Annotated in this window: 14 protein-coding genes; 3 read left to right on the top strand and 11 right to left on the bottom strand. The window is 46.4% G+C overall.

Annotated features, from left to right (window positions below; genetic code table 11):
• Positions 1-55 precede the first annotated feature (55 nt).
• Entirely contained in the window at positions 56-1402 is a 1347-nt protein-coding gene (dinF, locus tag AC6I8Y_RS00725; protein WP_498020634.1) for an MATE family efflux transporter DinF, read from the bottom strand.
• A 97-nt stretch (positions 1403-1499) separates the two neighbouring features.
• Positions 1500-2312 carry a class I SAM-dependent methyltransferase gene (locus AC6I8Y_RS00720; protein WP_498020633.1) on the bottom strand — a complete coding sequence of 271 codons (813 nt, stop codon included), beginning with the start codon at positions 2310-2312 and terminating at the stop codon, positions 1500-1502.
• Positions 2313-2924: 612 nt separating this feature from the next.
• Between AC6I8Y_RS00720 and AC6I8Y_RS00715 the strand changes: the two genes are divergently transcribed.
• Complete coding sequence (locus AC6I8Y_RS00715; RefSeq protein ID WP_394153819.1) at positions 2925-3047, top strand: hypothetical protein; 123 nt, start codon at positions 2925-2927, stop codon at positions 3045-3047.
• Positions 3048-3068: 21 nt separating this feature from the next.
• Here AC6I8Y_RS00715 and AC6I8Y_RS00710 read toward each other — a convergent pair whose 3' ends face one another.
• Positions 3069-3686, bottom strand: a complete 618-nt coding sequence (locus AC6I8Y_RS00710; RefSeq protein WP_252013047.1) for a c-type cytochrome — start codon at positions 3684-3686, stop codon at positions 3069-3071.
• Between the two features lie 195 nt (positions 3687-3881).
• On the opposite strand from AC6I8Y_RS00710, the gene yihA reads away from it, so the two are divergent.
• Entirely contained in the window at positions 3882-4541 is a 660-nt protein-coding gene (gene yihA / locus AC6I8Y_RS00705) for a ribosome biogenesis GTP-binding protein YihA/YsxC (RefSeq protein WP_197058828.1), read from the top strand.
• A 436-nt stretch (positions 4542-4977) separates the two neighbouring features.
• Here the strand turns inward: yihA and spfP are convergent, their stop codons facing one another.
• The 3 genes from spfP to hemB all read right to left on the bottom strand — a co-directional run bounded on the left by spfP (position 4978) and on the right by hemB (position 9706).
• Positions 4978-5025, bottom strand: coding sequence for a small protein SpfP (spfP, locus tag AC6I8Y_RS00700; protein WP_438356636.1), 48 nt, complete (start codon positions 5023-5025; stop codon positions 4978-4980).
• 193 nt (positions 5026-5218) lie between these two features.
• On the bottom strand, positions 5219-8008 hold the full coding sequence (gene polA, locus AC6I8Y_RS00695; RefSeq protein ID WP_498020632.1) for a DNA polymerase I: 2790 nt from the start codon (positions 8006-8008) through the stop codon (positions 5219-5221).
• A gap of 675 nt (positions 8009-8683) precedes the next feature.
• Entirely contained in the window at positions 8684-9706 is a 1023-nt protein-coding gene (gene hemB, locus AC6I8Y_RS00690; RefSeq protein WP_234494753.1) for a porphobilinogen synthase, read from the bottom strand.
• A 132-nt stretch (positions 9707-9838) separates the two neighbouring features.
• Between hemB and AC6I8Y_RS00685 the strand changes: the two genes are divergently transcribed.
• Positions 9839-10600, top strand: coding sequence for a TatD family hydrolase (locus AC6I8Y_RS00685; RefSeq protein WP_498020631.1), 762 nt, complete (start codon positions 9839-9841; stop codon positions 10598-10600).
• Between the two features lie 346 nt (positions 10601-10946).
• Here AC6I8Y_RS00685 and tatC read toward each other — a convergent pair whose 3' ends face one another.
• The 5 genes from tatC to AC6I8Y_RS00660 all read right to left on the bottom strand — a co-directional run bounded on the left by tatC (position 10947) and on the right by AC6I8Y_RS00660 (position 14740).
• Positions 10947-11693 carry a twin-arginine translocase subunit TatC gene (gene tatC, locus AC6I8Y_RS00680; RefSeq protein WP_252013044.1) on the bottom strand — a complete coding sequence of 249 codons (747 nt, stop codon included), beginning with the start codon at positions 11691-11693 and terminating at the stop codon, positions 10947-10949.
• Between the two features lie 71 nt (positions 11694-11764).
• A complete protein-coding gene (gene tatB / locus AC6I8Y_RS00675) occupies positions 11765-12169 on the bottom strand; it encodes a Sec-independent protein translocase protein TatB (RefSeq protein ID WP_252013043.1) in 405 nt (134 codons plus the stop codon).
• Positions 12170-12172: 3 nt separating this feature from the next.
• Positions 12173-12421 (bottom strand): Sec-independent protein translocase subunit TatA, encoded by a 249-nt coding sequence (gene tatA, locus AC6I8Y_RS00670; RefSeq protein ID WP_042477892.1) that lies wholly within the window; start codon positions 12419-12421, stop codon positions 12173-12175.
• Positions 12422-12476: 55 nt separating this feature from the next.
• A complete protein-coding gene (gene ubiB / locus AC6I8Y_RS00665; protein WP_498020630.1) occupies positions 12477-14111 on the bottom strand; it encodes a ubiquinone biosynthesis regulatory protein kinase UbiB in 1635 nt (544 codons plus the stop codon).
• On the bottom strand, positions 14108-14740 hold the full coding sequence (locus tag AC6I8Y_RS00660) for a ubiquinone biosynthesis accessory factor UbiJ (protein WP_394153828.1): 633 nt from the start codon (positions 14738-14740) through the stop codon (positions 14108-14110). Before AC6I8Y_RS00660 ends, ubiB begins: the two co-directional genes overlap by 4 nt.
• Positions 14741-14745 lie beyond the last annotated feature (5 nt).

The raw sequence follows: 14745 nt of genomic DNA, 5'->3' as shown, positions 1-14745 counted from the left end.
ACTTGTGCCCAAAACGATAAAGGCGACAGTAAGTCGCCTTTATTATTTGAGAACCCTAACTCACCAAAAACCGGTTGTCCTTCCATTGACGCAAAAATATCACACCTAGCCCCACCCCGCGCATTCCCATAAAGGTCAGCATCGCAAGCCAAAGTGCATGATTGCCTAAACTGCTCCCCGCAAAGAAAACGCCAAAGAAGCAACACGTCGCGACAAACATACTGTTTCTCATATCCTTGCCCTTTGTGGCGCCAATAAAAATGCCATCAAATAGAAAGCACCACATCGACACTAGCGGCATAGCAATTAACCACGGCAAATAGTGCCCAGCTTCTATTTGAACACTCTCTATTGAGGTAATCATGGTAATAAGCCCGTGCCCTAACGCGCCAAAAACCAAGGTCAACACAAGGCAGATCACGACACTCCAGAAGAAAGTTGCCACGAGCGAGTCAACAAGCTCACTTCGACTCTTTGCGCCAATCGCTTTTCCAACCATCGCTTCCATGGCGTAAGCAAAACCATCCATCCCATAGGAAATGATCATCAAAAAGCTCATGAGTACCGCATTGGCTGCCACGATATCGTCTCCAAATGCAGCACCCTGGAAGGTCATGAAACTAAATGTGGCTTGCAAGCACAGCGAGCGTAGGAAAATGTCTCGATTGAGCTTTACGAAACGGCCAATGCCTCGGCTGACTTCCGAAACCAAACTCAGTAGCTTAGGAAGATTTCGCTGACGCCAGGTTCGCATGACGCACCAAAGACCAAACGCACACCCCGAGTAATCGGCAATCACTGACGCGAGTGCCGCACCTTCCACTTTCCATCCCAACCCAATGACAAACAATACATCGAGGCCAATGTTGACCACATTAGTAATGATCACCATCCACATTGGTGCCTTCGCGTCTTGGGTACCAAGTAGCCAACCAAGCAGTACAAAATTCATCAGTGCTGCCGGTGCGCTCCATGCACGAATGGCGAAGTACTGGTAGCCGTAGTGCTTTACTTCTTCACTCGCCGAGCTCAGCGAGAAAATCAGATCAGCAATAAAGGTATGCAGGAGCAAAAATACCAGCGCGAATCCAAGCGCCATCACGCTACCTTGTAAAAAGACCAACCCTAGAGAGCGCTTGTCCTCAGCACCAAAACACTGAGCGGTGAGACCTGTTGTGGACATTCGCAAAAATCCGAGCAACCAAAATGTCACACTGATCATCGTGCTGCCAAGCGCCACACCACCGAGGTACCACGAGTGTTCAAGGTGGCCAATTACAGCGGCATCAACTAGTCCAAGCAGAGGGACGGTGATATTAGATAGCACCATAGGTATCGCGAGTAGGAGAACTCGACGATGCAAGGGTAGATTGGAAAGTATGGCGATAGATTGTTGAAACACAGACACTCCAGCTTGGCACAGTTTCAACTGGTAAAGCCACAGCAGAAACAAAGGGTTGAGCCGCTATAGTATCGTTATTTAATGACAGGTTCTGCCTTTACCATTCGATATTGACAATGATTGGTGTGAGGCGATGTCGATACAAAGGCAATTTCGCCAGTATCCGCTGCCAGCGAGACCAGCGCTGACAGTGCTGGTCAATCGGTGACAATAGAGATGCCTTGTAGGTCCACGGCAACCAGTTGGTGAGCTTTTGAACGGGCTTTCGAAGTCCATGTTGGTAGGACTCGCATCCCATCTTCTTTCCTAGGTGACTGCCCGTAAGGTCACCGGCCAGTACGAGACAGGCCTGCGCATGCTGAAAGTGACAACCAATGGCTTGAATGAAGTGCGCAATACGATTTTCTCGTCGCTCCAATAGCGCTTGTTCACAGACGACTAGGATGGGTCTATCGAACGGAATAGAAAGTGAATTTAGCCAACCCATATCATCGATGGAACCTATGGTCAGAGTGTAACGCTCGCTTTTGTGGAACAGTCGCTGGCGCCATACCAGGTGCTCATTGGTATCCACCTCTACCCAATGACACCTGCCATTATCTAGACGGTAAAAGCGAGTATCGAGGCGGGCACCTACATTAATCACCCAACCCTCAGGGTTGGTCTCCAAAAAGCGCTTCACTTGTAAGTCACAAAGCTGAGTCAAGGTAGCATGTAAGAGCTGACTTTGATCGACGTTGCCCGTTAGGCAATCTGGCGCTAGTTGGCAGCGACGACAGGCATGAGCAGCAATAGGGTCATAAATAATACCGTCATCGAGAAGGCTTTCTCTGCTTCGATACCACAGTGGTCGTAGTAACTTGGTTGGCACATCCAAGTGCTCCGTTTGACGACTCATACGATTATTCATGATCACCCCCATCCTCAGTGCCTAAATGATAATTGCTCGCAACAACTTTAGCAAGATAAATGCTATTGATTATCATTTAATAGCAACTTCGAGACGTAAAAAAAGCGACAGGCTGACCTGTCGCTTTCCATCACCATAGGGGTGAAACTGTTGGCATTCGTTGAACGCCTCACAAATATCCATTTGTTATTTGTGCTTCCACTGCTAATTCTTGTTTGTCATCATCCTGATGCGTTTTCACGTTCCCTAGCAAAACCATTTGCTCGAGTTCTTCCTAAACCCTGTCCGTTTGTTTTCTCGTCCTGAGAATAGTTGACCATCCTTATCTGCCCACACTCCTAGTGCGAACGACATCCTTTTAATTTTATTGGCAACCCTTACCAAACTTCCTTGAAGACCATCTTGGTCTGAAATCCTTGTGTCGTCATCCTGTCGACAAGGAACAATTTACCCTAGCCTCGATTGAAAACAACCAAGGTTTAGACTTTTTCTAGTCACTTACAAATGGAAATAGTTAAAAATATTTATTTTCATATAGTTAGAGCTAGGTTAAGGGTAATTTGTGATCGCAAGTATGGCAAATGTCTCACAATGCGCTTAGGCAACTCGCCAATGTCTCACCTTACTTACTTGAAGAGCGATGAGAGCCACATCACCAAAAACGACAATGCCCCTTCAGAAGAAGAGGCATTGCTTGCTCGGTTTGGCGTTAGAGAAACTATTTTGGGCTGCTAAGTTATGCAACGTGGATTGTTATTAGTGAAGGCCGCCGACGTATTTTGACAGTGTGTCGATGTCTTCATCGTTAAGTTTCTTAGCGATATCACGCATCATAGCGTTCATATCGTTCGCTCGGTCGCCACTGCGGAATTTTTCTAGCTGCGACTTCACGTATTCTGCGTGCTGCCCTGAAATTTTAGGGAAGCCAGACAGCTCTGTACCGTTACCACGCGGGCCGTGACATGCAATACACGCTGTAATACCACGTTCTGCGTCACCAGCCATGTACAGTACCTTGCCCTGATCTACAACGTTCTCAGGCGTGCTGTTTGGAGCGATTGGCATAGAAGCATAGTAGGCAGCCAAATCCGCCATATCTTGCTCAGATAGAGGCATAGCCATGCCACTCATCACAGGATCATAGCGACCTTGCTTGCCATTGCTTGTCATACCAAGCTTTAGATCTTTCAGTTGTTTTTCAATGTAGTTTGCGTGCTGTCCTGCGATGCTTGGGTACATCGTTAGCTGACTGTTACCGTCTGCTCCATGACACGCTACACACGTTTGGGATTTTGCTTTACCAGCTTCAATATCGCCTTGGGCCCATACTGAGCAGCTGACTACAAGACTCAAGATTAGCGCTAATTTTTTCATGACATTCCATTATAATTATCAAGCTTCCAGTACCACTATACGCCTCGCAAAACCCTACAGATTGGTGTCAAAGGGACAAAATAAGGTAACGCGGGCAATTAATACCGATCATGGTACAATGTGTGGCCATATGCCGAGCACGGTTATTTTACACAATTTCACAAAAAAGTAATCAATCGACTACACAAAGTCGAGATGGAGTTAACAGTGAGCGTAAAAATTCATTATCAAAACACGCATTTCATAACAAGTGCACCCGATATTCGTCACTTGCCAGAGGATGAAGGGATCGAAATTGCGTTTGCAGGACGCTCCAATGCTGGTAAATCCAGTTCACTGAACCGACTAACTAACCAAAGAGCCCTGGCAAAAACCAGTAAAACGCCAGGTCGTACGCAGCTTATTAACCTTTTCAAAGTTGATGAAGGCTGTCATATCGTCGATCTTCCTGGATACGGCTTTGCTCAAGTACCTCTTGAGATGAAAAAGAAGTGGCAGAAGTCACTAGGTGAATACCTACAGAAGCGCCAGTGCTTAAAAGGCGTGGTGGTTCTGATGGATATTCGTCACCCAATGAAAGATCTCGATCAACAATTGATCCAGTGGGCCGTTGAATCGGGTATCCCTGTACAAGTGCTACTAACTAAAGCTGACAAGCTAAAAAGTGGCGCACGTAAAGCACAAGTATTGAAGATTCGTGAAGCATCTTTGGCGTTTGGTGGCGACGTGCAAGTTGATGCGTTTTCATCTTTGAAAGGCATTGGTGTTGACCAACTACGCAACAAACTGGACACATGGTTTGCACCTGCTTTTGCGCATTTAGAACAACTTGAAGAAGGTGATAGCGAGGAGTAACTCACTGCTAATTCAGCGTCTTAAAGAGCTGAACAGAGGCCTTCCTTAGAAACAAAACGCCCCGCCATCCTGGCAGGGCAATGGGAGAGAGAAGATTTAGTATTATTGTTTGTCCAAAGCATCTACGAAGCCTGCAAACAATGCAATCGCCTACCACGCAAAGTGTGAGCTAGACTTCTCTCTACCAACGACATCTTCCCACATGTAATTCAAACTATTTCTTATTTTTCATAGCATTAGGATTCATTACACCTAACCGCGGCTACGCTTGATTCAACCTGAGAATTATACAAAGTGTGAAGGTCGTTTAATTACAGAATGGTGTTGTGATATTTCGTAATGACGGGACGTCTTTGAGAGGAATTAAGGACGTTTGGAAATTTTCTTTGCCACAAGAAAAAAACGCCCCAGTCAAATACTGACTGGGGCGGCTGAATCAGCCTAATCCAATAACGTGAAACAAAAGGTCTGAAAGATAGAACATCTTACCTCTGTACCCTACGCGTTCTAATGTACAACAACTGATCAGAAAATGAAACTATTTTTGTAGTTTTTTTTCATGACATTTTTGTTAACAGACATAAGTCTTTTAGATGCATAAACTTTTTTATCGGCAAAAAAAAGCCAGCGAGTGTGCGCTGGCTCATGTTAATTTGGTCATTTAGCTCAAATTATGACTAATGCGCCTCGTCCCAGTTCTCTCCGTGACCAGCTTCAGCAACAAGCGGTACGTCTAGTTCTGCTGCAGATTCCATCAATTTTTGTATTTTACTTTCAATTTCGCTTAAAGATGACGATTCGACTTCAAATACCAGTTCATCGTGAACCTGCATCAGAAGCTTAACCTTGCCGTCACCTTCTGCCTGAATCCACTCGTCCACCAACAGCATCGCTTTTTTAATGATGTCTGCGGCCGTTCCCTGCATCGGCGCATTGATAGCCGCTCGCTCTGCCGCTTTGCGACGCATGCCATTTCGAGACTTAATCTCAGGTAGGTGTAGACGACGGCCATAGATCGTTTCGACGTAGCCCTTCTCGGTCGCAAGTGCACGGGTATCTTCCATGTACTGCATCACACCCGGATAACGCTCAAAATACGTATCCATATACTGCTGAGCTTCACCACGAGGAATGCCTAACTGCTTAGACAGACCAAATGCGCTCATGCCGTAGATCAAACCAAAGTTCACCGCTTTCGCTCGGCGACGCTGCTCACTCGTTACTTGCTCAATGTCGACACCAATGATCTCAGCTGCCGTTGCAGCGTGAATGTCTTTGCCTTGCTGGAAGGCTTCCAGTAGCGCTTTATCACCTGACAGGTGGGCCATGATTCGAAGTTCAATCTGAGAGTAATCGACGGCCAAGATCTTCCAACCATGCGGAGCGACGAATGCCTGACGAATACGACGGCCTTCTTCGTTACGGATTGGAATGTTCTGCAGGTTTGGATCGGTAGATGATAGACGCCCCGTCGCCGTTACCGCTTGGTGATACGACGTATGAACGCGACCCGTTTCTGGGTTGATCATCTTCGGTAGTTTATCTGTGTAAGTCGACTTCAGCTTCGCTAGACCACGGTACTCGAGGATAAGCTTAGGTAGCGGGTAATCCAGTGCGAGTTCTTGCAGTACTTCTTCGTTAGTCGATGGGGCACCCGATGGTGTTTTCTTCAATACAGGCAGACCCATTTTTTCGAAGAAGATGGCCTGTAGCTGCTTCGGAGAGCTTAGGTTGAATTCTTCGCCCGCAATCTCAAAGGCTTTTTGTTCAAGTTCATCAAGACGCGCTGCGATTTCTTGCGACTGAGCGCCTAGCAACATGTCATCGATGAGCACACCTGTTCTCTCAATGCGAGACAGTACAGGTACAAGTGGAACTTCAATCTCTTGATAAACGCGATTGAGTGCTTCGTTCTTTTCCAACTCCGCATTAATGCGTTGATGCAGACGCAGAGTCACATCAGCATCTTCCGCTGCATAAGGAGACGCTTGGTCCATCTCAATTTGGTTGAAAGTGAGTTGTGATTTACCTTTACCAGCAATCTGCTCAAACGAGATACAGCTGTGTTGCAAAAAGCGCAACGCTAAGCTGTCCATATCGTGTTTTCCACCAACACTGTTGTAAACGTAAGATGCCAACATGGTGTCGTACTTGATGCCTTTAAGCTCGATACCATAACGTGCAATCACACTGGCATCATATTTAAGGTTTTGTCCGACTTTAACAACGTTTTCATCTTCAAGTAGTGGCTTAAGCTGCTCCAATACCCAAGCTCGATCAAGCTGCTCTGGCGCCCCCATATAGTCGTGAGCGACTGGCAAGTATGCCGCTACACCCTCTTCGGTAGCAAAAGACAAACCGACAAGGTTAGCGACCATGTAATCTAAGCTATCCGTCTCGGTATCAAATGCAATGACCTCTGCCGACTTTAGCTTTTCAAGCCAAGCGTTAAAGCTTTCTTCTGTTAGGATAGTCTCGTATTGGCTACGATCAATCTTGACCGCTGACGTGTCCATCGTAGGGGCATCATCATTACCTGAGGTACGCTTTGCTGCGCTCTCAACCGCTTGCACTTCACCAGTGCCGCCTTCAAGTAGCTCATTTAGCCAAGATTTGAACGTCAATTGACCATAAAGCTTAGTCAGCTCATCGACGTTTGGTTTCTCTTTCACTAGTGAGTCATGAGTGCAATCAAGCTCAACATCCAGTTTGATGGTCGCTAAGTCATACGACAGCAATGCGTTTTCTTTGTTCTCGGTAAGCTTCTTCGCCATGGTTTTTGAACCACGGAAGCCAAGAGGAGCGATGTCATCGAGTCTATCGTAAAGGTCTTTAATGCCACCGATGCCCTGCAATAGTGCTGTTGCTGTTTTATCACCAACACCCGGTACACCAGGGATATTGTCGACTTTATCACCCATTAATGCCAGATAGTCGATGATAAGCTCAGGTGGAATCCCAAACTTCTCCACCACGCCTTCTCGGTCCATAACAACATTGGTCATGGTGTTAATCAGGGTGACATTATCGTCAACTAGCTGAGCCATATCTTTATCACCCGTACTAATTAGCACTGGCATGCCTGCTTTTGAGGCTTCATGTGCGAGCGTACCGATCACATCATCGGCTTCTACTCCAGGCACACAAATCAATGGCAGACCCATTGCACGAATCACGTTATGCAGAGGTTCAATCTGACAACGAAGGTCGTCGGGCATTGGTGGACGGTTTGCCTTGTACTCTGGGTACATATCGTCACGGAATGTTTTGCCCTTGGCATCAAACACAACCGCGATACGGTCGGAGGCAAACTGACGCATCATGCTTCGCAGCATGTTAACAACACCATATACCGCATTAGTTGGGATTTCGCCGTTACTCATCGTTTCTGGATAAGCATGAAAAGCTCGGTAAAGATAAGAAGAACCATCGATAAGAATCAGTGGGTTGTCTGGTATTTGCGCCATGTTTAGTCGTCCAAAATTTTGGGTAGTGATCCATAAGAATGCCACGACTAGCACAACGATGCTACGACCTTTCACTGTCTATATAGACAGTTGCACCTTGTCAGGCAATCGATTTCCAGCCCAGCCTGTGGATAAATCTGTTTATAGGTTTGTTTTATTAAAAGATAAAGTTATACAGAAGCAACAAAAAATACTCGTAACACACTGTAAATAAACAAATAAATATTAGATCTACGCGCTTTTACTTGATCCTTGCCGGATCATGCAATGTGGAAAACCTAATTTTGCGATTGAACTGGGCTTTAGGATTATATTCTAGTCAGAGTGACCAATTAATCCTCAAACTGTAGATAGAAAAAAAGCGACACCTAAGGTGTCGCCTAGCAATAATAGGAGGAGGTTATCTCGATTATCGAGTACAGCTAACCAACCAAAAAGCTATAAATACACTGGAAGCAATGTGAGCAATGTCGTGTCAAAAAGAATTGAGTTTCGCAAGAGGTCGACACCCGATGGGTTCCGTTTGCTTAACCTTTTCCCTTAGGACGAGTTAATAGTAATCATTCTCATTTATTGCGTCAACCACTAATTGAGAATTTTTCTCATTTATTTTAGAAGACAAATTTCGCGCACAAAAAAGCCGACGATACGTCGGCTCTCTCAGCGTTTATTTGACTAGGCTTCATCGTCATCTTGCGACAACCACTCCGCCACGTCTTTCGCAAAATACGTCAAAATACCATCGGCGCCTGCTCGTTTGAAACAAAGCAGAGACTCAAGCACAGTTTCACGCTCTTTTAGCCAACCATTCTGAATAGCGGCTTTGTGCATCGCGTACTCACCTGATACTTGGTAAGCAAACGTCGGCACCTGCAACTCACTCTTAACACGGCGAACGATATCAAGGTAAGGCATACCCGGCTTCACCATAACCATGTCGGCACCTTCATTGATGTCCATCGCCACTTCGTGTAGAGCTTCATCGCTGTTCGCAGGGTCCATCTGGTAGTTCTTCTTGTTACCACCTTTTAGGTTCGATGCCGAACCGACTGCATCACGGAAAGGACCATAATAGTTTGACGCATACTTAGCTGAATACGCCATGATCTGAGTATGAACATGCCCGGCTGCTTCCAGAGCCTCACGGATACGGCCAATACGACCATCCATCATATCTGATGGCGCCACAACGTCTGCACCAGCCTCAGCATGAGATAAGGCTTGTTTGATCAAGACTTCGGTTGTCTCGTCATTTTGTACGTAACCATCTTCATCAATAATGCCATCTTGTCCGTGTGTCGTGAATGGGTCCAACGCCACATCGGTAATCACTCCCATTTGCGGAACATTTTCCTTCAAAGAGCGCACAGCTCGTTGAACGAGACCTTCTGGGTTATAGGCCTCTGCTGCACAGATGCTTTTCGCATCCTGATTCACCACTGGGAACAGCGCAATCGCAGGCACGCCCAGTTTTGCTAGGTACTCGGCTTCCTCTAGCATCAAATCAATAGAAAGACGTTCAATACCAGGCATAGATTCCACCGTTTCACGACGGTTTTTACCCATAAGAATGAACATTGGATAGATCAAATCATCCACAGATACCTTGTTCTCTGCCATCAAACGTCGGCTGAAATCATGTTTGCGCATACGGCGCATACGGCGCGCTGGGAATTGACCTTGAATCGATACAGACACCTTTCTCTCCTTGTCTGGAAAAATGCGAAAATCAAGCATATCACTCTGGCTTGTTCATGCTAGTAGTAAAATTGGAAAATGCTAAACCACAAACGATATACTTAGCGTATTACTCACCGAATGTAGCTTGTCATGATAGATACACACGCCCATATTTACGCCACCGAATTCGACCAAGATCGCGACGATGTGGTCAAACGAGCAATAGCGGTTGGCATCGAGCACATATTGCTGCCAAACATCGATCTTGAATCAATAGAGCCTATGTTGGCAACAGAAGCAGCTTACCCTGAGATCTGCCGTTCAATGATGGGATTGCACCCGTGCTATGTCGATACCAACGTCGATGCGACACTCAACACCATTCACTCTTGGTTCGATAAGCATAACTTTATCGCAGTGGGTGAAATTGGTATCGACCTGTACTGGGATAAAACCTATCGCAAAGAGCAAGAACGCGCGTTTGTCACCCAGCTTAATTGGGCGAAAGAGATGGCGTTACCTGTCGTGATCCATACCCGTGACTCCATTGAAGAAACGTTGGCCTTACTCAAGACTGAACAAAATGGCGACCTACGCGGTGTTTTCCACTGTTTTGGAGGCAATACCGAAGAGGCTAAAGCTATCAATGAGTTAGGTTTTCACCTTGGGCTTGGAGGCGTGTCGACCTTTAAAAACTCAGGCATGGACAAGGTGATTCCAGAGCTCGATATGACCAAGGTTATCCTTGAAACTGATTGCCCTTATCTCGCTCCAGTGCCTCATCGCGGAAAACGCAACGAGCCCGCTTACACCGAGTTAGTGCTAAACCGTATTGCTGACGTACGAGGCATCAGTACTAAAGAAGTGGCAGAGATAACAACAAACAATGCAAAATCACTGTTTTCATTGTGATTTTGCAGGTTTCGTTACCCATTATGTGAGTTTGATCTGATTTACTAGTCGCTTACCGACCACCAGTTAACATAGAATATGCACCAGATTTATATGCCACTAGTAGTAAATGATATGTGGCACGGTTCACGCATTTTCTATCACGGAGGTCCGGTATGTGCCAGCACGGAAATATGCTGCAACGCCAACATCGCACATTTTGGCAAAAGCTCATGGGTATTAAAGAAATCTATGTCTGCTCAGAATGCGGATACGTCCTCAAGATTCGATAACCTCCTATCTCTCAAGCACACATACAAAAATAGCGGCCAAAGCCGCTATTTTTTATCTCATCAAATTGATGACACTACTCTTCTTCCTCGTCGACTTCTTCTTTTCGTGTGTAGAAACGCGCAAAGAACAAGCCCACCTCAAACAGCAAGCACATCGGAATCGCTAGCAAGGTCTGAGAAATAAGATCAGGAGGGGTCAATAGCATACCCACAACAAACGCCCCCACGACAATGTAAGGACGCTTTTGCTTCAGGCTGTCGACATCTGTCGCACCTGTCCAGCACAGCAGGATAATGGCTACAGGTACCTCAAAGGCAATACCAAACGCTAAAAACAGCGCTAAAACAAAGTCTAGGTAACTGGATATATCCGTTGCAAACTCAACTCCGCCTAACGATATTGCCGTGAAAAAGCCAAACACCAGTGGGAATACCACAAAGTACGCAAAGGCAACACCGCAATAAAAAAGCAAAGAGCTCGAGAACATCAGCGGCATGACCAACCTTTTCTCGTGCTTGTATAAGCCTGGCGCAACAAATGCCCACACCTGATACAAAATAAACGGTACCGCAACGAAGACTGATGCGATCAACGTCAGTTTAAGAGGGGTAAAGAAAGGCGATGCTACGTCGGTTGCGATCATTGTCGCTCCCTCTGGTAGCCTCTCTACTAGCGGCTTGGAAACAAAATCATAAATATCGCCAGAGAAGTACACCAGAGCCAAAAATACCACTAACACCGCAACAATCGCGCGCAGGAGTCGGTTTCTTAGCTCTAGCAGATGACTAATCAAAGGCTGTGTCTGTTCGACGGACGGCATGAAAACCTCGAATAAAATAAGTGACCACCAGCGCGATCACTTTCGATATACAAATAGACAAGGGCTGATAATCAGCCCTTATTCAGATCTTTCTCTGGAGACTCACTCTCAGCAGGTTTCATCGTCTCTGAGCTCTCTGTCACTTGCGGACTCGGCTCAGAGTCAGTGGCTTTCGACTTATCGGTCGCGTAAGGACGCGTCACGTCTTGTGCAGCCTGCTTCAATTCTTCTACCGAACTTTTAAGCTCAGGCGAAAGGTCTTCCATGCCCATTTTCTCAGCTTTTCGCAGATTCTCTTGAAGCTCTTGGACTTTAAGTTCATGCGAAAGCTCATCTTTGACATTATTTGCCATCGCCTTCGCAGAGCTGATAAAACGAGAAACACTTCGGATAGCAGTCGGCAAGCGCTCTGGTCCCAGAACCACTAAGCCAACCACAGAGATGAGTACCAGTTCCCAAAAACCGATATCAAACACGAATTATGCCTGCTCTTTGTCTTTCTTTGTTTCAGTAGAAGCGTCTGTCTTTTGTTGCTCAATGTTCTTAGGTTCAAAATCTGCATCTTTTTTGTCAGATTTTGCCGTCGGCTCATCTTCGCTCATTGCTTTCTTAAAGCCCTTGACTGCCCCACCTAGGTCGCCGCCAATGCCACGCAGTTTTTTCGTTCCAAACAGCAGAATAACGATTACTGCAATGATAAGAAGTTGCCAAATACTAATACCGCCCATTCTTTCTACCTCGGGTCTTGATTAACAAATTTATGATTTAATGCGAGTTTATCGCTTAACGTCTGTAAGTACGCCAACTTAACAGCCAAAATGTGATACCGCCAACGCCTGATGCAACAGACAACTGGTGATAAGAGCTATCCAGCAGTATGGCGGAGCATACGATTAAAGTTGCACCAACGCCAAACAAAAATTTACCTGTACCATGTTGCCGTTTTGTTTCACGGTATCCTTGATACAAACTATCCATGCGCTGATTCATAGCCTTACCTTGTTTGAGGCTATCGTACAGCAACTCTGGAAGCTCAGGCAATTTTTCTGCCCAAAACGGCGCGCGTTCTTTGATACCATTAATGACGGCTTGCGGTCCCACTTGATTCGCCATCCAGTTCTCGAGAAACGGTTTCGCTGTCTCCCATAAGTCTAGTTGCGGATAGAGTTGTCTGCCTAAACCCTCTACATACAGCAAAGTTTTCTGCAACAACACCAACTGCGGCTGCACTTCCATATTGAATCGACGTGCCGTATTGAACAGGTTCAATAACACATGACCAAAGGAAATTTCGCACAAAGGCTTAGCGAAGATCGGCTCACACACCATACGAATGGCAAACTCAAACTCATCGACATTGGTATCCATTGGTACCCAGCCTGAGTCAACGTGCAGCTCGGCAACTTTGCGATAGTCTCGGTTGAAGAACGCCAAAAAGTTTTCTGCTAAATAGCGTTTATCTTCGCTGTTGAGCGTGCCGACGATACCGCAATCAAGACCAATCCATAGCGGGTTTTCAGGATGCTCGTAGCTAACAAATACATTGCCAGGGTGCATATCCGCATGGAAGAAGCTATCGCGAAATACCTGGGTGAAGAAAACGCTCACACCACGCTCAGCTAACAGCTTCATGTTGGTGCCATTCGCTTCCAGAGTCGGAATATCCGATACCTGAATGCCATAGATGCGTTCCGACACCATCAGGGTCTCACTGCTAAAGTCAGGAAGCACTTCTGGAACGTACAGCTCTTCACTGCCTTCGAAGTTGCGGCGCAATTGAATCGCATTTGCCGCTTCGCGTCTCAGATCTAGCTCATCTAATAGCGTTTTTTCGTACTCACGAACCACCTCGACAGGTTTGAGCCGGCGAGCATCAGGTAAGGCTTTAGAAACAATGCGAGCCATGCGATACATCAGCTTCAGATCGGCATCGATAACGGGACGGATATCAGGGCGTATCACCTTGAGCACCACCTCCTGCCCTGTCTCTTTGAGTTTGGCGGTATGAACCTGCGCGATGGATGCCGATGCTAATGGCTCGGTGTCAAAATCATCAAACCAGTTTTCAATTGGACCACCGAGCGCCTTCTCCATTTGCGTTTTAGCCAACTCACCGTCAAACGGTGACACTTGGTCTTGCAGCAGCGCTAGTTGGTCAGCGATATGGGGAGGAAACAGGTCGCGGCGCGTTGACATCATTTGACCAAACTTGATCCATACCGGACCAAGTTCTTGCAATGCAAGACGAAGCCTCTCACCAAGCGGTTTGTCTGGATGTTGATTCTTCATCCAAAACAGTGAGCGTCTTGCTAATAGGGGCGCTTTGGTTAACTGATGAGTTGGCATCAACTCATCAAGACCATACTCGAGCTGAACCTTGACGATATGATAGAGGCGCTTTATTTCACTCGGGGTCATACACGCTCCGAGTCTGGTTGGTCATCGACCGACGCCAGCAAAGCGTCCAAACGGGCATTCAGTCGCTCAGTTTGGCTACGCACATCATCCACATCGTCACAAAACGCTGCGATGGCAAGCGGTGGCGGAGCAATTCTCCACTCTTCTGTCAGCACTTGGCCAAAGTGGTCTTGATGCTTGGCAGCTTGCGAAGTAAAAAAGCCAAACAGGTTTTTAGCACCTTGTACTGCCGTATGAGCGACAACATCGCCCGTCACGCGGGACATCCACTCTTCAATGTCTGGCTTACAATCGGTAAGCAGCGCCGAAAACTTTTGCGCCAACTGAATATCACCCTCAAGCTCAAGCTTATCTTGCTTGATAAGTTTGGTGATATTAGCTTGCTCTTTGAGCTCAGGCAGAACCGACAAATTGAGCGACAAGAAACAGTCGGGTTCACCCTCATAGTTAGCCAGCACATCAAGCTGATTGCTAAACACAAAGGTGAGCGATTTATTGAATTCACGCAGATGAATTTGAATCACCTGACCTTTTAGGCGGGCAACGCGGTTAACCAGCGCTTCATCGTCTTTAATCAGAGTATTGAGGGTGGTTTCCACCACGGCCGTCACTAATGGATCAAAAGGCATGGCTC

It is taken from the genome of Vibrio sp. KUL78 (genome assembly GCF_059725505.1).
This window is presented reverse-complemented; position numbering and strand designations above follow the sequence as displayed.

Excerpts from the sequence above, each read along its gene's own strand:
- AC6I8Y_RS00720 (WP_498020633.1), bottom strand. The coding sequence starts at position 2,312 with ATGAATAATCGTATGAGTCGTCAAACGGAGCACTTGGATGTGCCAACC.
- AC6I8Y_RS00715 (WP_394153819.1), top strand. The coding sequence starts at position 2,925 with ATGTCTCACCTTACTTACTTGAAGAGCGATGAGAGCCACATCACCAAA.
- AC6I8Y_RS00710 (WP_252013047.1), bottom strand. The coding sequence starts at position 3,686 with ATGAAAAAATTAGCGCTAATCTTGAGTCTTGTAGTCAGCTGCTCAGTA.
- yihA (WP_197058828.1), top strand. The coding sequence starts at position 3,882 with ATGGAGTTAACAGTGAGCGTAAAAATTCATTATCAAAACACGCATTTC.
- polA (WP_498020632.1), bottom strand. The coding sequence starts at position 8,008 with ATGGCGCAAATACCAGACAACCCACTGATTCTTATCGATGGTTCTTCT.
- AC6I8Y_RS00685 (WP_498020631.1), top strand. The coding sequence starts at position 9,839 with ATGATAGATACACACGCCCATATTTACGCCACCGAATTCGACCAAGAT.
- tatC (WP_252013044.1), bottom strand. The coding sequence starts at position 11,693 with ATGCCGTCCGTCGAACAGACACAGCCTTTGATTAGTCATCTGCTAGAG.
- tatA (WP_042477892.1), bottom strand. The coding sequence starts at position 12,421 with ATGGGCGGTATTAGTATTTGGCAACTTCTTATCATTGCAGTAATCGTT.
- ubiB (WP_498020630.1), bottom strand. The coding sequence starts at position 14,111 with ATGACCCCGAGTGAAATAAAGCGCCTCTATCATATCGTCAAGGTTCAG.
- AC6I8Y_RS00660 (WP_394153828.1), bottom strand. The coding sequence starts at position 14,740 with ATGCCTTTTGATCCATTAGTGACGGCCGTGGTGGAAACCACCCTCAAT.